This window comes from Streptomyces sp. NPDC059906, from assembly GCF_042730645.1.
Lineage (GTDB): Bacteria > Actinomycetota > Actinomycetes > Streptomycetales > Streptomycetaceae > Streptomyces > Streptomyces rubrogriseus.
Genome location: NZ_JBHWKU010000003.1, coordinates 210,959 through 229,311 on the forward strand (window position 1 = coordinate 210,959; position 18,353 = coordinate 229,311).

Annotated in this window: 18 protein-coding genes; 13 read left to right on the forward strand and 5 right to left on the reverse strand. The window is 74.4% G+C overall.

What is annotated here, in order from left to right; all coding sequences use genetic code 11:
• Window positions 1–7: 7 nt before the first annotated feature.
• The 3 genes from ACFV9J_RS06365 (at window position 8) to ACFV9J_RS06375 (ending at window position 4,211) form a co-directional block, all read left to right on the forward strand.
• On the forward strand, window positions 8–835 hold the full coding sequence (locus tag ACFV9J_RS06365) for an MOSC domain-containing protein (RefSeq protein WP_385350643.1): 828 nt from the start codon (window positions 8–10) through the stop codon (window positions 833–835).
• A 220-nt stretch (window positions 836–1,055) separates the two neighbouring features.
• Window positions 1,056–1,664 (forward strand): hypothetical protein, encoded by a 609-nt coding sequence (locus tag ACFV9J_RS06370; protein ID WP_385350646.1) that lies wholly within the window; start codon window positions 1,056–1,058, stop codon window positions 1,662–1,664.
• 108 nt (window positions 1,665–1,772) lie between these two features.
• Complete coding sequence (locus tag ACFV9J_RS06375; RefSeq protein ID WP_385350648.1) at window positions 1,773–4,211, forward strand: right-handed parallel beta-helix repeat-containing protein; 2,439 nt, start codon at window positions 1,773–1,775, stop codon at window positions 4,209–4,211.
• A 48-nt stretch (window positions 4,212–4,259) separates the two neighbouring features.
• On the opposite strand, the gene ACFV9J_RS06380 is transcribed toward ACFV9J_RS06375, so the two are convergent.
• Window positions 4,260–6,617, reverse strand: coding sequence for a hypothetical protein (locus tag ACFV9J_RS06380; RefSeq protein WP_385350650.1), 2,358 nt, complete (start codon window positions 6,615–6,617; stop codon window positions 4,260–4,262).
• 257 nt (window positions 6,618–6,874) lie between these two features.
• On the opposite strand from ACFV9J_RS06380, the gene ACFV9J_RS06385 reads away from it, so the two are divergent.
• Window positions 6,875–7,699, forward strand: coding sequence for a DeoR/GlpR family DNA-binding transcription regulator (locus ACFV9J_RS06385; protein ID WP_385350653.1), 825 nt, complete (start codon window positions 6,875–6,877; stop codon window positions 7,697–7,699).
• Window positions 7,700–7,828: 129 nt separating this feature from the next.
• Complete coding sequence (locus ACFV9J_RS06390) at window positions 7,829–8,302, forward strand: SRPBCC family protein (RefSeq protein WP_164273906.1); 474 nt, start codon at window positions 7,829–7,831, stop codon at window positions 8,300–8,302.
• A gap of 34 nt (window positions 8,303–8,336) precedes the next feature.
• Here ACFV9J_RS06390 and ACFV9J_RS06395 read toward each other — a convergent pair whose 3' ends face one another.
• Complete coding sequence (locus ACFV9J_RS06395) at window positions 8,337–9,467, reverse strand: PLP-dependent cysteine synthase family protein (protein ID WP_385350657.1); 1,131 nt, start codon at window positions 9,465–9,467, stop codon at window positions 8,337–8,339.
• 278 nt (window positions 9,468–9,745) lie between these two features.
• Here ACFV9J_RS06395 and ACFV9J_RS06400 point away from each other — a divergent pair, with 278 nt between their 5' ends.
• Together ACFV9J_RS06400 and ACFV9J_RS06405 are read left to right on the forward strand one after the other, a co-directional pair.
• Complete coding sequence (locus ACFV9J_RS06400) at window positions 9,746–10,069, forward strand: hypothetical protein (RefSeq protein WP_385350659.1); 324 nt, start codon at window positions 9,746–9,748, stop codon at window positions 10,067–10,069.
• Window positions 10,070–10,254: 185 nt separating this feature from the next.
• Window positions 10,255–10,803 (forward strand): ATP-binding protein, encoded by a 549-nt coding sequence (locus ACFV9J_RS06405; RefSeq protein WP_385350662.1) that lies wholly within the window; start codon window positions 10,255–10,257, stop codon window positions 10,801–10,803.
• 394 nt (window positions 10,804–11,197) lie between these two features.
• Here ACFV9J_RS06405 and ACFV9J_RS06410 read toward each other — a convergent pair whose 3' ends face one another.
• Genes ACFV9J_RS06410 through ACFV9J_RS06420 form a run of 3 tightly spaced genes read right to left on the reverse strand, consistent with a single transcriptional unit; the run spans window position 11,198 to window position 14,792 of the window.
• On the reverse strand, window positions 11,198–13,765 hold the full coding sequence (locus ACFV9J_RS06410) for an ABC transporter permease (RefSeq protein WP_385350665.1): 2,568 nt from the start codon (window positions 13,763–13,765) through the stop codon (window positions 11,198–11,200).
• A complete protein-coding gene (locus ACFV9J_RS06415; protein ID WP_087810811.1) occupies window positions 13,762–14,511 on the reverse strand; it encodes an ABC transporter ATP-binding protein in 750 nt (249 codons plus the stop codon). The genes ACFV9J_RS06410 and ACFV9J_RS06415 overlap by 4 nt, the downstream gene beginning before the upstream one ends.
• A complete protein-coding gene (locus ACFV9J_RS06420) occupies window positions 14,508–14,792 on the reverse strand; it encodes an SHOCT domain-containing protein (protein ID WP_381380939.1) in 285 nt (94 codons plus the stop codon). The genes ACFV9J_RS06415 and ACFV9J_RS06420 overlap by 4 nt, the downstream gene beginning before the upstream one ends.
• A 199-nt stretch (window positions 14,793–14,991) precedes the next feature.
• On the opposite strand from ACFV9J_RS06420, the gene ACFV9J_RS06425 reads away from it, so the two are divergent.
• Genes ACFV9J_RS06425 through ACFV9J_RS06450 form a run of 6 tightly spaced genes read left to right on the forward strand, consistent with a single transcriptional unit; the run spans window position 14,992 to window position 18,344 of the window.
• Window positions 14,992–15,579: a TetR/AcrR family transcriptional regulator gene (locus tag ACFV9J_RS06425; RefSeq protein ID WP_385350669.1), complete on the forward strand. Its 588-nt coding sequence runs from the start codon at window positions 14,992–14,994 to the stop codon at window positions 15,577–15,579.
• A gap of 16 nt (window positions 15,580–15,595) precedes the next feature.
• Complete coding sequence (locus ACFV9J_RS06430) at window positions 15,596–15,994, forward strand: cupin domain-containing protein (protein ID WP_385350671.1); 399 nt, start codon at window positions 15,596–15,598, stop codon at window positions 15,992–15,994.
• An 11-nt stretch (window positions 15,995–16,005) separates the two neighbouring features.
• The gene (locus ACFV9J_RS06435; protein ID WP_385350673.1) at window positions 16,006–16,593 is read left to right on the forward strand and encodes a DUF4865 family protein; all 588 of its coding nucleotides are present in this window, start codon (window positions 16,006–16,008) and stop codon (window positions 16,591–16,593) included.
• A complete protein-coding gene (locus ACFV9J_RS06440; RefSeq protein WP_385350676.1) occupies window positions 16,590–17,498 on the forward strand; it encodes a phosphotriesterase in 909 nt (302 codons plus the stop codon). The genes ACFV9J_RS06435 and ACFV9J_RS06440 overlap by 4 nt, the downstream gene beginning before the upstream one ends.
• A gap of 52 nt (window positions 17,499–17,550) precedes the next feature.
• Window positions 17,551–17,952 carry a tautomerase family protein gene (locus tag ACFV9J_RS06445; RefSeq protein WP_385350679.1) on the forward strand — a complete coding sequence of 134 codons (402 nt, stop codon included), beginning with the start codon at window positions 17,551–17,553 and terminating at the stop codon, window positions 17,950–17,952.
• A complete protein-coding gene (locus ACFV9J_RS06450) occupies window positions 17,946–18,344 on the forward strand; it encodes a VOC family protein (RefSeq protein ID WP_385350682.1) in 399 nt (132 codons plus the stop codon). Before ACFV9J_RS06445 ends, ACFV9J_RS06450 begins: the two co-directional genes overlap by 7 nt.
• The last annotated feature ends 9 nt before the right edge of the window (window positions 18,345–18,353 follow it).

Below are 18,353 nucleotides of genomic sequence, written 5' to 3' on the forward strand. Positions count from 1 at the left end.
TGACCTCATGGGGTACGCGCGACTGCAGTCGATCCACGTCCATCCGGTCAAGGCGTTCCGGAGCCAGTCGCTCCAGGAGGCCGTCGTGGAGCCCTGGGGGCCGACCGGAGACCGACGCTGGATGCTGATCGACGACGGGGGAAAGGTCGTCACGCAACGCCGGCAGCCGCGCCTCGCCCTGGCCGCCGCCGAGCTTCTGCCCGGCGGCGGCGTACGGCTGTCCGCGCCCGGCATGGCGCCGCTCGCGGTACCGGTCCCGCGCGCGGTGGGCGCCGTGGTGGTGCAGATCTTCCGGGACAAGGTCGAGGCGCTCCCGGCCGAGGACGCGGCCGCGCACGCCTGGTGCAGCGCGCTGCTCGGAGCCGACGTCCGGCTGGTGTATCTGGACGATCCCGCCACCCGCAGGCCCGTTGACCCGGCGTACGCGCTGCCGGGCGAGACCGTCTCCTTCGCGGACGGCTTTCCGCTGCTGCTGACCACCACCGCCTCGCTCGACGCCCTCAACTGCCTGATCGCGCGGGGCGAGCACGCGCACGAGGGCCCCCTGCCCATGGACCGCTTCCGGCCGAACCTGGTCGTCTCCGGCACCGAGCCCTGGGCCGAGGACCGCTGGTCCCGCCTCGCCGTCGGCGAGGTCGTGCTGCGGGTCGCCAAGCCGTGCGGGCGGTGCGTCGTGACGACCACCGACCAGGGCACCGCGGACCGCGGCGCCGAGCCCCTGCACAGCCTCGGCCGGCACCGCCGCGTCGACGGCAAGCTGGTCTTCGGGCAGAACCTGGTCCCCCTCGGCCCGGGCACGGTCCGGGTCGGCGACCCGGTGCGGATCGTCGAGTGAGGAGCCCGCGCTCGCCCGGACCGTGCCCGAGTTCCGGACAAACAGCCCGGTAACGGGAACCCGGTGCGGGGTCCGCGCGTTGGGGTTCATGAGAGGTTCATGAGAACCCGGCCGTGACGGGCCACCGAGCGGGGACGGCGTACCCCCCTCGGTCCGGTCCGCCCGGGATCCGCGTGAACGGCTCGACGGGGGTGGAGCGGAGCGGGAAGGGGGTCCGTGTGTGCGGGCGATCAGAGGTCTGTGGCGTTGGAGGGGCAATCCGCTGCGCCGCGGGACCGACCTGGCCGAGGCCTGGGTGGCCCTGACGGCACTGCTGTTGATCCTGTCCGTGGCGCCCCTGATCGGCGTGCTCGCTGGCGGTGCGGCGCAGAACGCCCTGCAGCGGTCGGTGCGCGAGCAGCACGAGTCCCGGCACCGGGTGACGGCCACCGTGCTCCGCGCCCTGGAGCGTTCGCCCCTGGCCGTCGACCCGGAGGGTGCCGCCTCCGGCGAGGAGCTGCGCAGCCGTGTCCTCGCCGCCTGGACCGGGCCGGACGGTTCGCGGCACCAGGGCCCCGTCCTGGTGGGCATCGACCGCCCGGACGGCGGCGACCGGTTCGCGATGTGGACGGACGCGCGGGGCCGTGAGGTCGCCCGCCCGCTGGACGCCGAGACCGCGACCACCCACGCGGTGCTCGCCGGGACGGGCACCGCGGTGGCGGTGGCGGCCCTCGTGGAGGCCGTCCGGCGCACAGTGGTCCGGCGCCTGGTCCGCCGCCGGTACGCGCGCCTGGAGCAGGAGTGGGAGCGGGCGGGGCCGGACTGGGGCAGGACCGGCGCGGGCAGTTGACGGGCTTGTGCCTCCGGTCAACTCACCACCTGCGCGCACGCTACGGTGGACCGGCCGAACCGAATCGGCGACGACCCGCGTACGACGAGGTGGGGGCACAGCAACGCCATGGCACAGGGCACGGTCCAGGTGACGCACACCGGCACCTCGCGGTGGCGGCGCCGCACGGGTGAGTACGCATCGCTCGCCGCCGCCCTGGAGGCCGCGGCCGACGGTGACGTCCTCACCGTCGCCCCCGGGACCTACCGGGAGAACCTCGTCGTCCAGCGGGCGGTGACCCTGCGCGGGCCCGACGGCGCCCAGGGTTCGGTGCGCATCGCGCCGGCCGACGGCGTCCCGCTGACCGTGCGCGCCTCGGCGGTGATCCAGGACCTGCACGTCGAGGGCCAGGACGCGGCGGCGCCCGCGGTCCTGGTGGAGGACGGTACGCCGGAGCTGCTGGGCCTCAGGGTCGTCGCGCGTTCCGCCTCCGGGATAGAGGTGCGCGGCGGCGCGCGTCCCACGGTGCGGCGCTGCACCGTCGACAATCCGGCCGGTGTCGGCATCGCCGTCCTGGACGGCGGGGGCGGCGTGTTCGAGGAGTGCGAGGTGGTCGCGGCCGGCCAGGCGGGCGTCGCGGTGCGCTCCGGAGCCCATCCCCGGCTGGAGCGCTGCCGGGTGCACCACGCGGCGGGTTCGGGACTGACGGCGACGGGCGAGGGCTCCGCCCTGGAGGCCGTGGGCTGCGAGGTCTACGAGGTCCGCGGCAGCGGCGTGCAGGTGACCGCCCGGGCCACGGCCCACCTGACCGACTGCGACGTGCACCGCACCACCGGCGACGGTGTCACGCTGGACACGGACGCGGTGCTCACCCTCGCCGACTGCCGTATCCACGACATCCCGGAGAACGCGGTCGACCTCAGGTCCCGCTCGGTCCTCACCCTGACCCGCACCAGCGTGCGGCAGTTCGGGCGCAACGGCCTGTCGGTGTGGGACCCGGGCACGCGGGTCGACGCCAACCAGTGCGAGATCTTCGACAGCACCGGCGACTACCCGGCGGTCTGGGTCAGTGACGGCGCCACCGCGGTGCTCGACTCCTGCCGGGTGCACGACGTGCCGGACGCGCTGTTCGTCCTGGACCGCGGCTCGCGCGTGGACGTCGTCGACAGCGACCTCTCCCAGGTGCGCAACACCGCCGTGTCGGTGAGCGACGGCGCCACCGCGCAGCTCGACGACTGCCGCATCCGGGACGCCGCCACGGGCGCCTGGTTCCGCGACCACGGCAGCGGCGGCACCCTGAACAACTGCACCCTGGACGGCAATCGCACCGGTGTGATCGTCACCAAGGGCGCCGACCCCACCATCGAGCGCTGCACGGTCGACTCACCGTCCGAGGCGGGCGTGTACGTGTCGGCCGGAGGCCGCGGCAGCTTCCTGAACTGCCGGGTGACCGGCAGCGCCGGTTACGGCTTCCACGTGATCGACGGCTGTCGTACGACGCTGCGGAAGTGCCGCACGGAGCGGTGCGCGCGCGGCGGTTACGAGTTCGCGGACGGCGGCCCCGACACGGCGTACGACTCCGGGCCGCTCGTCGAGGACTGCACCGGCGACGAGAGCACCGGCCTGACGGCGCCCGCCGCGCCCGAGCCGGTGGTGCAGACAGCGGCCCAGTCCCCGGGTCTGCTGGGCTCGATCCCCGGGCAGCGCACCACCGAGCAGGAGCCGCTGATCGCGGCCGCCGCCGCGCCGGACCCTGCCCGGACCTCCAAGGCCGTCCTGGGCGAGCTGGACGCCCTGGTGGGCCTGGACAGCGTCAAGCGCGAGGTACGGGCGCTGACCGACATGATCGAGGTGGGCCGGCGCCGGCAGCGGGCGGGCCTGAAGGCCGCGTCGGTCAAGCGGCACCTGGTCTTCACCGGCTCCCCCGGCACCGGCAAGACGACGGTCGCCCGGCTGTACGGCGAGATCCTCGCCTCGCTCGGCGTGCTGGACAAGGGTCACCTGGTCGAGGTGTCCCGGGTGGACCTGGTGGGCGAGCACATCGGGTCCACGGCGATCCGCACCCAGGAGGCGTTCCAGCGGGCGCACGGCGGCGTGCTGTTCATCGACGAGGCGTACGCGCTCTCCCCCGAGGACGCGGGCCGGGACTTCGGCAAGGAGGCCATCGACACGCTGGTCAAGCTGATGGAGGACCAGCGGGAGTCCGTCGTCGTGATCGTCGCGGGGTACACGGCGGAGATGGAGCGCTTCCTGTCCGTCAACCCCGGCGTGGCGTCCCGTTTCTCACGCACCATCACCTTCGGCGACTACGGCCCCGGGGAGCTGCTGCGGATCGTGGAGCAGCAGGCCGACGAGCACGAGTACCGGCTGGCGCCGGGCACGCCCGAGGCGCTGACGAAGTACTTCACGGAGATCCCCAAGGGTCCCGCCTTCGGCAACGGCCGCACCGCCCGCCAGACCTTCGAGGCGATGGTGGAGCGGCACGCGAGCCGGGTCGCCCAGCTGGCCGACCCCAGCACGGACGACCTGACGCTGCTGTACCCCGAGGACCTGCCCGGGCTGCCGTAGCGGAGCCGGGGCGGGGCGCCGGGCCGGGTCCTGGCAGTCCCCCGCGTACTAGCAGTCCCCCGCCGTGCCGTCGGCCGCCGGGACGGGGGCGGCGGCGCCCCCGGTGTGGCGCGGTGCCGGCAGCTCCGGGTGCAACCGGGCCAGCAGCCGTCCGCGTTCCTCGGCGAAGACCGGGTCGGCCTGGTAGTCGGAGTGGCCGAGGATCGGCGCCGGCAGCGGGTGGAGTTCGGTCCGGCCGTACGTCAGCGGGTCCCTGAGGGGTGCGCGGTCCACGGCGGGGCCCGCGTCGCCCGGCAGCCGCATCGGGCCGCCGATGGGGTCGGTGCGCCGGTAGAGGTTGCGCCAGCAGTCGACCTCCTCGTGCAGCGAGGCGAGCGCGTCGGGTCCGAAGTGGGCCGGGAACCAGCGGCCGTACAGCCGCTCCAGCGGGGAGCCGTAGGTGAGCAGGGCGACGCGTCCGCGGGCGGACGGTTCGAGCTGCCAGGACGCGGCGGCGGCGAGGACGCTGCCCTGCGAGTGCCCGGAGATGACCAGCCGGCCGCCGGTGGCGCGGGTCCAGGTCGCCATCCGCCAGGTCAGGTCGGGCACCGCGCGCTCGGCGTAGCAGGGCGGTGCGAAGGGGTGCGCGGCGCGCGGCCAGAAGGTGCCGACGTCCCACAGGATGCCGATGGTGCGCCGCGCGGAGGCGTCCTTGTAGGCGCGCCTGCCCCAGGTGACGAACAGTATGAAGCCGAGGCCGATCAGCCAGGACCCCAGATCCTGCGCGGTCTGCGCGGCCCCTTGGACCACGGCGTACGTGCCGCGCGCGGCCTCGCCGGGCACCCGGCCGGTCGTCAGGGCGCCCACCAGGGCTCCGGCGCCCAGGAGCAGGGTGGCGGCGGAGGTGATGGCGACGAGGAGGGGCGCCCGGTCGGTGAGGGTGGCCATGGCGCGGGCGAGGGCGATGCGCCGGGTGCGCCCCGGGTCCCCGGCCTCCCCCGGGTGGTCGCCTTCCACGGCGTCCCGTTCCGCGCGGGCCAGGCGCAGGGTGTGCAGGGCGAGCGCGGCGCACATCAGCAGGACGACGACGAGCAGCGGCGGGATGACGGAGGCCTGCCAGGTCAGCAGGACGGGCGGGCCGTCGAGGGAGGTGCCGGTGCCGTCCATCCAGTCGGCGACGCGCTGGGCGACGCCGCCGGACATCACGCCGCCCAGCGCGCAGGCCAGCATGGCGACGGCGGGGCCGCCGAGGCCGCGGATCGCGGCGCGGACGTCGGGGCGGCTGCGGTGGAGCAGGTGGGCGACCACGGCCAGGGCGACGACCAGCAGTCCCTGGACCAGGGCGATGCCGCCGAAGGCGGTGTTCCCGGACAGCCGGCCGTCCGAGGTCCAGTCCGGGCGGGACCAGCCGCCGTAGAGCAGGGCGAGGAGGAACAGGAGGAGGGCGGCGAGCGGCAGGCGGCGGACGAGGTGCTCGTCGAGTGTCCGGTCGATGAGCCGCTCGCTGCGGCCGCGGCGGCACACCACCGCGACCACGGCGACCGCCCCCGCGGCCATCACCGCAAGCAGCGCCCATCCGAGCGTGTCGAGCAGCGCGGGCCCGCCCGGCCGGTGGTCGAAGCGGGCGGCCGGGGCGGCCACCCCCACGGCGACGGTCAGCAGACCGGCGGCGGTGTGCGCGGCGCGCAGCCGGGCCACCAGGCGGCGCCCGTACCAGAACCCGGGGCGGCTCAGCGCGGCGCGGCGGGGTTCCTCCTCGGAGCCGGCCTCGCGGTCCATCGGCTGCTGGGACTCGTACGCCCGCCAGGTGCGCAGCGAGAGGTACCACAGCAGCCCGGTCAGGGCGGAGGGCACCGCGGCCGCGAGGGCGAGCCTGCGGCCGGGCGTGCTCCACCAGCCGCCGTCCGACAGCGCCGGCGACAGGAAGCCCAGCCAGGAGTGCCGCTCGGCGCACGCGCGCGTGCCCGCGCACTGCCAGGCCACGAGGTCGAGGGCGACCTCGCAGGCGGCGGCGACCAGCAGCACCGTCAGGGTCAGGCCCGCGAGCCGCAGCAGCAGTCCGTAGAGGCGGACCGTGCGGATCCGGCCGTGGGCGGCGGGCCGCATCCAGTGGGCGATGTTGACCACCATGAAGGGCAGGAGCAGCAGCCACAGGGCTCGGGCGCCGTTGCCGGAGGTCAGGTTGCACCAGACGTAGGCCTCGGGGACCGGCCGGCCCCGGTAGTCCTCGGGCCGGGACTCGGCGTCGGCGTCCTCGGTGCGCCGGAAGACGGCCGCGACGTGGTCGCCGGTGATCCGCACGGTCCGCGGGTCGTCCAGCATCTCGGTGGGTGTCGTACCGCCCACTCCGTGGACCAGGAGTTCCAGGGCGGTGCCGCTTCTCGCGTCGCGCCCGCCCGTCCCGGCCCGTTCCTGCGCCTTCTTCACTGTCCGCACTCCCCCGTGACGTGCCGTCGGCTCTGTCCGTGCGGGCACAAGGATCTCCCGTCCGCGGACGTCGTACACCCTTCGGCACGGAATCTCCCCGATCCGGGTGCCCGAGGGCGCCCGGGACGGGCGGTGGCGCGGGCCGCGGCGGGGCGTGCGAGGATGGGACATCCGCGCACGGGTGCGGGGAGAAGTCCTCATCAGAGCGCGTGCGGCGGCGTGTCGGACGGTTTTGCGGCGAAAGGACCGGGGCGTACGTGAGTGAGAATCCGAACCTCCTCGCGGAGCAGCGGCGCGCCCTGATCCTGGACGAGGTGCGCCGCCGGGGCGGGGTCCGGGTCAACGAGCTGACCCGCAAGCTCGGCGTGTCGGACATGACGGTCCGCCGCGACCTGGACGCGCTCTCCCGGCAGGGTGTGCTGGAGAAGGTGCACGGCGGCGCGGTCCCGGTGGCCGAGGCGAGCACGCACGAGCCGGGGTTCGAGGCCAAGTCGGGGCTGGAGCCGACCGCCAAGGAGGACATCGCGCGGGCCGCGGCGGAGCTGGTCGCGCCGGGCGCCGCGATCGCCCTGTCGGGCGGTACGACGACGTACGCGCTGGCGCACCGGCTGGTGGACGTGCCGGAGCTGACGGTGGTCACCAACTCGGTGCGGGTGGCCGACGTGTTCCACGTGGCGCAGCGTACTTCGGGGGCGCGGCAGGGCGGGGCGACGGTGGTGCTCACCGGCGGTGTGCGCACGCCCTCCGACTCGCTGGTGGGCCCGGTCGCCGACCAGGCGATCGCGACGCTCCACTTCGACGTGCTGTTCCTGGGCGTGCACGGCATATCGGCCGAGGCCGGCCTGTCCACGCCGAACCTCGCGGAGGCCGAGACGAACCGGCGGCTGGTGCAGTCGGCACGGCGTGTCGTGGTGGTCGCGGACCACACCAAGTGGGGTGTCGTGGGTTTGAGTTCCTTCGCAGCGCTGGAGCAGGTGGACACGCTCGTCACCGACTCCGGCCTGGCGGCGGATGCCCGCGCGGAGGTCGCCGAGCACCTCGGGCTGGTCGTGGCGGGCGAGCCGGAGCCCGAGGCCGACTGACGTCGGCGTCGGCCGTGCGCGGGCCTGCCGTCGGGCGCCCGCCCCGCTGACACCCGGCGCGCCCGGGTCTATCGTGGCGCCACCCAGCCGATCGTCCGCCGCGCGCGGCTTCGCACCAGGGGGTGGTCCATGGCTCGCCGTCTGCGTCCGGTGGGTCTCGACTTCGTCGAGACGGCACCGGTACGCCTGGTCTTCGCGCGCGAGGTCGCCGCCGCTCCGGACGCCGTCTTCCGCGCCCTGGCCGAGGACGTGCCGGGCTGGACCGCGTGGTTCTCGGCGGTGACGTTCGCCCGGCCCATCGGTGAGGGCGCGGGGCGCGAGATCCGGCTCAGGGGCGGTGCGCGCTTCGTGGAGACGGTGCTGGCGGCCGAGCGGTCCGACGTGTACGCCTACCGCGTCGACGTCACCAACGTGCCGGGGGCCCGGGCCATGCTCGAGGAGTGGCGCCTGACACCGGCCGGGACCGGGACCCGGGTGCGCTGGACGTTCGCGGCGGACGGTACGGCGCCGTTCCGTTTCGTGCTCGACCGGGCGCGGCCGGGGCTGGGGCGGGCGTTCCGGAGCGCGGTCACCTCGCTGGACCGGCGACTGCGGCGGCCGTAGCCCGGCAACCGGCGACCGGCGACCGGCGACCGGCTCAGTCGAGCAGGCTGCCGGTGCGCAGCAGGGACTCGATCGCCGCCGTGTACGGCTCGATGTCGAGGCCCTGTTCGGCGAGCCAGGCGTCCGAGTAGTACTTGTCGAGGTACCGGTCCCCCGGATCGCACAGCAGTGTCACGACGCTGCCCCGCTCCCCCGCCGCCACCATCTCCGCGACGATCTTCAACGCGCTCCACAGCCCGGTGCCGGTGGAGCCGCCCGCCTTGCGGCCGATGGCCCGCTCCAGCGACCGGACGGCCGCGACGCTGGCCGCGTCCGGCACCTTCATCATGCGGTCGATCGCGCCGGGTACGAAGCTCGGTTCCATCCGGGGCCGGCCGATGCCCTCGATGCGGGAGCCGCGGTCGCAGGCCACGTCGGGGTCGCCGGTGGTCCAGCCCTCGAAGAAACAGGAGTTGTCCGGGTCGGCGACGCAGACGCGGGTGTCGTACTGCATGTAGTGGACGTAGCGGGCGAGGGTCGCCGAGGTGCCGCCGGTGCCGGCCGTGGCGACGATCCAGGACGGCTCGGGATACCGTTCCAGCCGCAGCTGACGGAAGATCGACTCGGCGATGTTGTTGTTGCCGCGCCAGTCGGTGGCGCGTTCGGCGTAGGTGAACTGGTCCATGTAGTGGCCGCCGGTCTCCGCCGCGAGGCGGGCCGACTCCTCGTACATCCGCCGGGAGTCGTCCACGAAGTGGCACCGTCCGCCGTGGAACTCGATCAGCCGGATCTTCTCGGTGCTCGTCGTCCGGGGCATGACGGCGATGAAGGGGACGCCGATCAGGCTCGCGAAGTAGGCCTCGGAGACGGCCGTCGAGCCGCTGGACGCCTCGATCACCGGGCGGTCCGGCCGGATCCAGCCGTTGCACAGGCCGTAGAGGAACAGGGAGCGGGCGAGCCGGTGCTTGAGGCTGCCGGTCGGGTGGGTCGACTCGTCCTTCAGATACAGGTCGATGCCCCAGTGCTCGGGGAGCGGGAACAGGAGCAGGTGGGTGTCGGCCGAGCGGTTGGCGTCGGCCTGCACCTTGCGGACGGCCTCTTTCAGCCAGGCACGGTAGGAGGCGTCGCTGTGGTCGACGTCGAGGGTGGTGCCGGTGCCGGTGCCGGTCTGTCGGTCAGTGCTCACTTCGGGGCTCCTTACGCTGCGCGCCGACGGCGGACAGCGCGGCCGACACCTGGATCATAAACATCTTGCACACGCTTCTCACCTGCATAAACGCCCCTTTGGGGGCCTCAAAGGCACCCCTGGGGTACGGGGGTCGACGCGGCGGGGGGCGCGACGGGGGGCGCATTCGCGCGAGTGCTCCGGTCGCCTCCGGAAAGGACCGGCGCGTACTGGTGCTCGGAGCGTGGTGCGGGCAGACTGCCAGCGGCGGAACCGACGCGCACGAGGGGGCGACGGCCATGACGGAGCCGGAGTTCAGGGCCACGGGGGTGCGGATCGGCAAGCGGCTGCGTTCGCTCACCCGGGCCGGGACGGTCCGGATCAGCGGTGGCCGGGTGGAGTTGCTGACCAGCTACGGCAGCGAGATAGACAGCGCGCCGGTGCAGGCGGTGCGCGTCTCCCGCCCGTGGTTCGCCCCGCAGGACCGGGCGCTGGCCGACCTCGACGGGAAGCGGTACCTGCTGACCCTCGGCGAGCGCGACCCGGCCCCCGGGGAACCGGGGCCTCCCGCGGCCGGCCGCTTCATCGAGGCGGTGCGCAGGGCGGCCGGACGCCGCGCCTGAGAGATGTCCGTAACTTGCGGTGCCTCACCCCTTGCGTCACGCTGGTCTCACGTCACTCTGGGTTTACCGGCGATAACGCTGCGAACCAGCCCGCCGGCCATGACAGCGGGCGACGTGCGCCACGTGCGGCTCGCTGGATCCGAACTCCGTGTTCTTCCGGACCTCTATGTCGGGGAGTCGCAGCCGTGATCACTCACCCAAGCAGACACTGCACGGTGGAGCTCCAAGCCCTGCCGTCGCGGATCGGCCAGGTCCGCAGAATCGTATCTGCGCAATTGCGCTACTGGCATATGGATCTCCTGATCGACCGTGCGGTGCTCGGCGTGACGGAGTTGCTGACCAATGTCCATCTGCATGCGCGGCCCGACAAGACGTGCACCGTGGAGATAGAACTGCTCCTGGACCGGCTGACGGTCTCGGTGCGCGACCACGATGCGCGACTGCCCGTCGTGGACGACGCCGAGCCCCTCGCCACGTGTGGGCGCGGGCTCGCCATGGTGGCCGCGATGAGCGAGTGCTGGGGCGCCCGGCCGGACGGCGAGTCCGGCAAGGTCGTCTGGTTCACGCTCCCGACGGCCGTGACCGCCGCGCCGGTCACCGCGCCACCCGTGTCGGCCCGCCCGCCGCGCCGTCTGGTCGAGGAGGTGCCGGCCGCCGCGTTCGCCGAGGTCGAGCACGAGGTCGGCCTCGGCAGCCCCCAACCCGCTCCCGCCCGGTCGGCCGTTGCAGGCTGACCGGGCGGTGACCGTCCGCTGCCGCGGACCGTGCGTCACGGTTCCGGCGACGCCCGGAACGCGGGTTCGCGTCTTGGGCGGTCGACGACCGGCGAGGTCGGTGCGGGCCCTGACGGCGCGTCGGCCGTCCGGAAGGACGCGGTACGGGGGCGAGGGCGGGCAGTGGCACGCGGCCGCAAGCGGCGGCGGGCCCGGTCGAGACGGACGCATCCCGTCTTGCCGAGCCCGCCTTGTCGGCCAGTGAGCGGCCGGCGCGGGACTGGGTTCCGTCGGCGTCCGGCGTGTTCCTGCCCGCGGCCCGGCTCCCCGCGCCGGTGCGGCACTCGCCGTGAGGTGAAGGGCGGGTGCCGCACCGGCGGCCGGGTTCGCCGGGGGATCAACGGACCGGCGCGGGCTACTCCGTGGCGACGGCGCGCAGTACGTCCAGGCGGGATGCCCGCCGGGCCGGGCGCAAACCCGCCAGGGCACCGGCCGCGAGGCCGACCAGGGCCACCACCGCGAGCTGCGCGGGCGGCACGGCGAAGGCGAAGGCGCTGTCCGAGGCACCGTCGGAGGCCGCCACGAGGACCCAGCCGAGGAAGGCGCCGAGGCCGAGCCCGCCGACCGTGCCGAAGGCGGCGACCAGGACGGACTCCCAGCGGACCATGGCCCGCAGCTGGGCCCGGGTCTGCCCGACGGCGCGCAGCAGGCCGAGTTCACGGGTGCGCTCGTGGACGGCCAGGGTGAGGGTGTTGGCGATGCCGAGCAGGGCGATGAGCACCGCGAGGGCGAGCAGCGCGTAGACGAGGGTCAGCATCATGTCGATGCCGCCCGCCGAGGACTCGGCGTACTCGTCACGGGTCTGCACCTCCGGGTTGCCGTACTGGCCGGCGACCTTCTCGACCGCCGCCTTGCCCGCGTCCGCGCTCACGCCGTCCTCGAAGGCGACGGCGACCAGTGTGTCGGAGTCCTGGGTGCGGTGCGGGGCCCAGGCCGCGCGGGTGATGACGTAGTCGCCGGCGAGTTCGGAGTGTCCGTAGACCGCGCGGACGGTGAAGGTGCCGCTGCGCCCGTCGGTGAAGGTGAGCCGCGTGGTGTCGCCGGTGGTCAGCCCCCGCTTGTCCGCCTCGCTCTCGGTGACCGCGATGCCGTCGGTGCCGAGGCCGTCCAGTGAGCCGTGGACGGCGCCCAGGTCGAAGGTGCGGTTCAGGGCGACCGGGTCGGTGACGGTCAACGCCCGTCCCTCGCCGTCCACTTCCGCGACGCCCCGGCCGAGGCCGACGGCGGTGTCCACCTCGGGCAGTTCCTGGACCGCGCCCGCCAGCCGCGGGCTGAGGCCGCTGCCGCCCGCGCCGAAGGACGGCGCGCTGACGGCGACGTCGCCCGCGAAGGACCGGGAGACGGTCTGGTCCATGGTCGCCTTGAGCGAGGCCCCGAACACGGTGAACAGCGACACGACCGCCACGCCGATCATCAGTGCCCCGGCGGTGGCCGCCGTGCGCTTGGGGCTGCGCAGGGCGTTGCGCCGGGCGAGGACGCCGGTGACGCCGCGCAGCCGGTCCAGCGGGGCTCCGAGGACGCGTACGGCAGTGGTGGAGGCGACCGGGCCGAGCACCACGAAGGCGGCCAGGGCGAGGACGGCGCCCAGTCCCGCCAGCCACACGGACGGGGAGAGCAGGACCCCGACGAGTGTCACCGCGAGGGCGAGCGCGAGCAGCGCCGTGCCGGTGACCGCCCGCGCGCGGGAGGCGCCGGAGGTGTCGACGGCCGTCTCGCGCAGCGCGGCCAGGGGTGCGGTGCGGCCGGCCCGGGCCGCGGGCAGCAGGGCGGAGCCGAGGCAGACCACGACGCCGACGGCGAGCGGGAGCAGCAGCGACAGCGCGCTGATCACCAGGGCACCTTCGGGGAAGGGGAAGCCGATCGCCGGGAAGAGGGCCTGGAGTCCGGCCGCGATGCCGATGCCGCCCGCGAGCCCGGCGGCGGACGCGGTCACGGCCACGACGGCCGCCTCGACGAGGGTGGCGGCGGTGACCTGGCGGCGGGAGGCGCCGAGGGCGCGCAGCAGGGCGTTCTCGCGGGTGCGCTGGGCGACCACGATGGCGAAGGTGTTGTGGATCGAGAAGGTCGCGACCAGCAGGGCGATGCCGGAGAAGACGAGCAGGAAGGTCGTGAAGAGGGTCAGGAACTGGCTGGAGATCATGTCGGTGTTCTCCGCCGCCGACTCCTGCCCCGTGATGGCCTCGACGCCGTCGGGCAGTACGGGGGTGAGCCGGTCGACGAGTTCCCGCTGGCCGACGCCCGCCCCGGCCCGCACCTGGATGCTCGCCGCCTCACCCGGCCGCGCGGTGAGGTACTTCTCGGCGTCGGCCCGGGTCATGCCGGTGAAGGTCACCTGGGCCATGCCGTCCTCGCCGCCGAAGGTGGCGAGACCCACGATCGTGACCTGGACGGGGTCGGGGGTGCGCAGCGTGGTGGTGTCGCCGATCGCCAGGCCGCCCTTCTCGGCGGCGCCGCGGTTGACGACGACCTCGCCGGACTGCTGCGGGGCGCGGCCCTCGGCGAGGCGGTACGGGTTCAGCTCGGTGTCGGTGATCCAGTTGCCGGCCAGGGTGGGCGGGCCCTGGCCGCCGATCGGGTCGCCGTTCGCGCCGACGAGCTGGCCCGCGCCCTGGATGCTGGGGGCGACGGCCGCGACGCCGGGCACCCGCTCGACGGTCCGCACCAGGTCGGTGCCGACCGGCTGCCGTACGCCCTGGCTCTCGCCCGGGGTGGTGATGGCGTCGGCGCTGCGCAGCACGGCATCGGTGCCGCCGGCCGCGTTGCCGAACATGGTGTCGAAGCTCGCGCGGAGCGTGTCGCCCATGACCAGGGTGCCGGTCAGGAAGGCGACGCCGAGGACCACGGCGAGGAACGTCCCGGCGAAGCGCCGCTTGTGGGCTCTGAGCGACGAGACGCTCAGCCGGACGGGGACGGGAGCGTTCATGACGGCACCTCGAAGGCCTTCATCCGGTCCAGGACCTTGTCGGCGGTCGGTGCGTCCATGCGGTCGACGAGGCGTCCGTCCGCGAGGAAGACGACCTCGTCCGCGTGCGCGGCGGCGACCGGGTCGTGGGTGACCATGACGACCGTGCGGCCGGTCTGGCGGACGGTGCGGCCGAGCAGGCCCAGCACCTCGCCGCCGGAGCGGGAGTCGAGGTTGCCGGTGGGCTCGTCGGCGAAGACCACGTCCGGCTGCCCGGCGAAGGCGCGGGCCACGGCGACTCGCTGCTGCTGTCCGCCCGAGAGTTCGGCCGGCCGGTGGTGGAGGCGGTCGCGCAGTCCGACGACGTCGATCAGCGCGTCGACCCATTCGGTGTCGCCCCGGCGGCCGGCCAGGTCGAGGGGGAGGGTGATGTTCTCGGCGACGGTCAGCGTCGGCACCAGGTTGAACGCCTGGAACACGAAGCCGACGCGGTCGCGGCGCAGGAGCGTGAGCCGGCGGTCGTCGAGGGTGCTCAGGTCGGTGTCGCCGATGCGGGCGGTGCCCGAGGTGAGCGTGTCGAGTCCCGCGGCGCAGTGCATGAGGGTGGACTTGCCGGAGCCGGAGGGCCCCATGATGGCGGTGAAGCGGCCGGCCGGGAAGTCGACACTGACGCCGTCGAGGGCGCGTACGGCGGTGTCGCCACCGCCGTACACCTTCACGGCGTCCACGACCCGGGCGGCTGCCCGGGTGACGGTCGTCGTGGTCATGCCGCACCGCCCTTGCCCGTCCGGCCGAACTGCTCGTCCAGCACGGACAGCCGGCGCCAGTACTCGTCCTCGTCGATCTCGCCGGAGGCGAAGCGGTGGCCGAGCACCGTGATGGGCGAGTTGTCCTCGACGGTGCGCGGCCGCCCGGGGCCGCGGCGTCCGCGCCACACCGTGCGGCGCAGCAGGGTGATGACGCCGCCGATGACCAGTGCCCAGATCACCGGGAAGAGCAGGATCCACGGGCCGGGCCCGCCGTCGCCGAACTGTGCCAGGGTCTCCATGTCGTCCAACTCCTCGGTCGCGATGTCCCTTGTGTCGCTTCCGAGCCTCGCCCCGGGAGGGGGTCCCGGTCGTCGTACGGCCAGCGGCAGTGCGGGTACGACGCGGGGAGTACTCCGGCGGTCCGCGTCTGCTTCTCCCCGCCCCTCGCCCTGCCCCTCGCCCTGCTCCATCGGGCGCTCGACTTCTGTAACTACTAGTATGTACAGTGAGCGCATGAGCACCTCGGAACGGCTGATCGAGTCCACCCGCGAGCTGCTGTGGGAGCGCGGGTATGTCGGCACGAGCCCCAAGGCGATCCTGGAGCGGGCCGAGGCCGGGCAGGGCAGTATGTACCACCACTTCAAGGGCAAGCCCGACCTCGCGCTCGCCGCGATCCGGCGCACCGCCGAGGAGATGCGGGCCGCCGCCGGGGCCGTGCTCGCCGGTCCGGGGACGCCGTACGAGCGCATCGAGGCGTATCTGCGGCGCGAGCGCGACGTGCTGCGCGGGTGCCCGGTCGGGCGTCTGACGATGGATCCCGACGTGATCGCCGACGCCGCCCTGCGCGCCCCGGTGGACGAGACCCTCGACTGGCTGCGCGAGCAGATCGCCCAGCTGGTGGAGGAGGGCCGGGAGCAGGGCGAGTTCGCGCCCTCGCTGGACGGGGAGGAGATCGCGGCGGCGGTCGTCGCGACCGTCCAGGGCGGCTATGTGCTGGCCCGCGCGTCCGGCTCGCCCGCCGCCTTCGACGCGGGCGTCCGGGGGCTGCTCTCGCTGCTCGCGCCCCACAAGAACGCCACCGCGTAAAGGAGTTCGACGACCCGTGCACATCACCCGACAGCACCCCGGAACCGAGCGGGGCCCGGCCGAGAACTTCACCGGCACGGTGTGGCTCGACGAGATCGCCGCGCCCCCGGCCCCCTCCCGGCTCCGTATGTTCCACGTCCACTTCGCGCCGGGCGCGCACACCGCCTGGCACCGCCATCCGCATGGCCAGGTCCTGCACATCCTTCAGGGCGAGGGCCGGGTGCGACGCGGGGGCGGTGCGGTGGAGACCGTACGCGCGGGCGACACCGTGTGGATCGAGCCGGGCGAGTGGCACTGGCACGGAGCCGGGCCGCGCACCTTCATGAGCCACCTCGCGGTCGTGGAGGCCGCCGGGGACGGCACGACCGCCGAGTGGGGCGCCCACGTCGCCCACGAGGACCACCCGCACGCCTGAGGGGGCATCCGATGCACGCCATGCAGTACGGCTTCACCCTGCCCGCCGACTACCCGATGGACGTCATCAGGGAGCGCGTGTCCCGCACCGGGCACCTGCTGGACGACTGGCCCGGTCTCGGGCTCAAGGCGTATCTGATCCGCGAACGGGGCGAGGACGGTTCGCCGGTCAACCAGTACGCGCCGTTCTACCTGTGGCACACCGTGGAGGGCATGAACTCCTTCCTCTGGGAGGGCGCCTTCCAGCGGCCCACCGACGACTTCGGCCGGCCCGCGGTCCGGCAGTGGACGGGCCTGGCGTACGAGGAGGGCGGCGCCGCCGGCTCCCCCGCGCGGGTGGCGGTGCTGCGGCGGCAGCGGGTGCCGGAGGGGGTGCCGCTGTCGGCGGTGGCGGCGGACGCGGTGCGGGAGACCGGACGGCTGGCCGCCGTGGACGGGGCGCTGCTCGCGGCGGCGGTCGTGGACACCGGGCGCTGGGAGCTGGTGCACTTCTCGCTGCACGCGGGCGACGCGCCCGACGGGGTGGCGGGCGAGGTCTTCCGGGTCCTGCACCTGTCCGCGCCGGGGCGGGCCCGGCTGCCGAGGGGACGCCAGTGGTGAGCGCCGTCCGCACGGTTCTCGGGGACGTGCCCGGCGGGGAGTTGGGGGTCTGCGACGCCCACGACCACCTGTTCTTCGCAAGCCCCCGGCTGCCCGGCGAGGAACTGCGCGACGCCGCGGCGGCACGGGCGGAGCTGGCTGCCTTCCGGGAGCGGGGCGGCGGCACGGTGGTGCAGTGGACGCCGTACGGACTGGGCCGGCGGGCCGCCGATCTCCCCGCCCTGTCCCGGGAGACCGGCGTCCACGTGGTGGCCGCCACGGGACTGCACCAGGACGTCCACTACGACCAGGACACGCTCGCCGCGCTGCGGGGCCGGGCCGCCGACGTCTTCGTGGCCGAACTGACCCGGGGCATCGGGACGTCGGGCGTCCGCGCCGGACTGATCAAGGTGGCGGGCGGCTTCCACGCGCTCGACGCGCACGCGCGGTGGACCATGTCGGCGGCGGCCGAGGCACACCACGCGACGGGGGCGCCGATCGCCGTGCACCTGGAGCTGGGCACCGGCGCCCTGGACGTACTGGAGTTGCTGTGCGGCGAGTTGGGTGTGCCGCCGCAGCGGGTGATCCTCGGTCATCTCAACCGCTCCCCCGACCCCGTGACGCACCGGCAGGCCGCCGGGTCGGGGTGCTGGCTGGCCTTCGACGGGCCGTCGCGGGGGAACCACGCCACCGACTGGCGGATGCCGGACGCCGTGCGGGACCTCGCCGAGGCGGGGTTCGGAGACCGGCTGCTGCTCGGCGGCGACACGACCACGGCGTCCGCCCGGTCGGTCGACGGGGGCCCGGGGATGCCGTACCTGCTGCGCCGGGTGGCTCCCCGGCTCGCGCTCGCCGTGGGCGACGAGCTGGTGCGGCGCGTCCTCACCGACAACCCGGCGCGGGCGTTCGCCGTCGACTGGCACTGACACTCCCCGTCCCGCAGCCCCCGTCCCGGTCCCGTCCGACAGGAGACCCCTCATGCCCCTCGTCCGCATCGACGCCCACGGCGGCGGCACCGACGACGACCGGCTCGGCGCGCTCGGGCGGGCCGTCCACGACGCCCTGGTGGAGACCCTAGGCATTGCGCCCGACGACCGCTTCCAGGTTCTGACCGCGCACGACGCCGCCCGCGGCACCCTGCGCTACGACGACTACCTCGGCGTGCCCCGTGACGCGGACATCGTGTTCGTGGCGATCACGCTACGGGCGGGCCGGACCACCCGGCAGAAGGAGGCGCTGTACGGCCGGATCGCCCAACTCGCAAAGGAGTACGCGGCGACGGACCCCCGCAACGTCTTCGTCACCCTCACCGAGAACGCCTCCGCGGACTGGTCGCTGGGCAACGGGCTGGCTCAGTACGTAGGGTCGGGATCATGCTGAGACTCGGAATCCCCGTCGTCGGTGTCACGGATCTCCCCCGCGCGGTGGCGTTCTGGACGGCCGCGCTGCCGCTGGTGGCCGCGGAGGAGTGGCAGAGCGAGACCTGGCGCACGCTGGAGTACGCGGACGGCTCGGGGCGGGCCCTCGGGCTCCTGCGCAGTGACTCGCCGCCCGAGCCCCGGCCCCGGCTCCACCTCGACCTGTTCACGGACTCGGCCGAGGAGCAGCGGGCGGAGGTGCGGCGGCTGATCGGCCTCGGCGCGCGGGCCGTCGAGTGGGACCTGTACCCGCCCGACCCCGACTTCGTCGTCCTGGCCGACCCGGACGGCAACATCTTCTGCGTCGTCGACCTCAGCCATGCCCCGAGCGGCGGGGACCGGCCCGCGCCCTGAGCCGCGGGC

What these genes read in the sequence shown, in the direction of transcription:
- ACFV9J_RS06365 (WP_385350643.1), top strand. Translation starts at nt 8, where the DNA reads ATGGGGTACGCGCGACTGCAGTCGATCCACGTCCATCCGGTCAAGGCG.
- ACFV9J_RS06375 (WP_385350648.1), top strand. Translation starts at nt 1,773, where the DNA reads ATGGCACAGGGCACGGTCCAGGTGACGCACACCGGCACCTCGCGGTGG.
- ACFV9J_RS06390 (WP_164273906.1), top strand. Translation starts at nt 7,829, where the DNA reads ATGGCTCGCCGTCTGCGTCCGGTGGGTCTCGACTTCGTCGAGACGGCA.
- ACFV9J_RS06400 (WP_385350659.1), top strand. Translation starts at nt 9,746, where the DNA reads ATGACGGAGCCGGAGTTCAGGGCCACGGGGGTGCGGATCGGCAAGCGG.
- ACFV9J_RS06410 (WP_385350665.1), bottom strand. Translation starts at nt 13,765, where the DNA reads ATGAACGCTCCCGTCCCCGTCCGGCTGAGCGTCTCGTCGCTCAGAGCC.
- ACFV9J_RS06415 (WP_087810811.1), bottom strand. Translation starts at nt 14,511, where the DNA reads ATGACCACGACGACCGTCACCCGGGCAGCCGCCCGGGTCGTGGACGCC.
- ACFV9J_RS06420 (WP_381380939.1), bottom strand. Translation starts at nt 14,792, where the DNA reads ATGGAGACCCTGGCACAGTTCGGCGACGGCGGGCCCGGCCCGTGGATC.
- ACFV9J_RS06425 (WP_385350669.1), top strand. Translation starts at nt 14,992, where the DNA reads ATGTACAGTGAGCGCATGAGCACCTCGGAACGGCTGATCGAGTCCACC.
- ACFV9J_RS06435 (WP_385350673.1), top strand. Translation starts at nt 16,006, where the DNA reads ATGCACGCCATGCAGTACGGCTTCACCCTGCCCGCCGACTACCCGATG.
- ACFV9J_RS06445 (WP_385350679.1), top strand. Translation starts at nt 17,551, where the DNA reads ATGCCCCTCGTCCGCATCGACGCCCACGGCGGCGGCACCGACGACGAC.
- ACFV9J_RS06450 (WP_385350682.1), top strand. Translation starts at nt 17,946, where the DNA reads ATGCTGAGACTCGGAATCCCCGTCGTCGGTGTCACGGATCTCCCCCGC.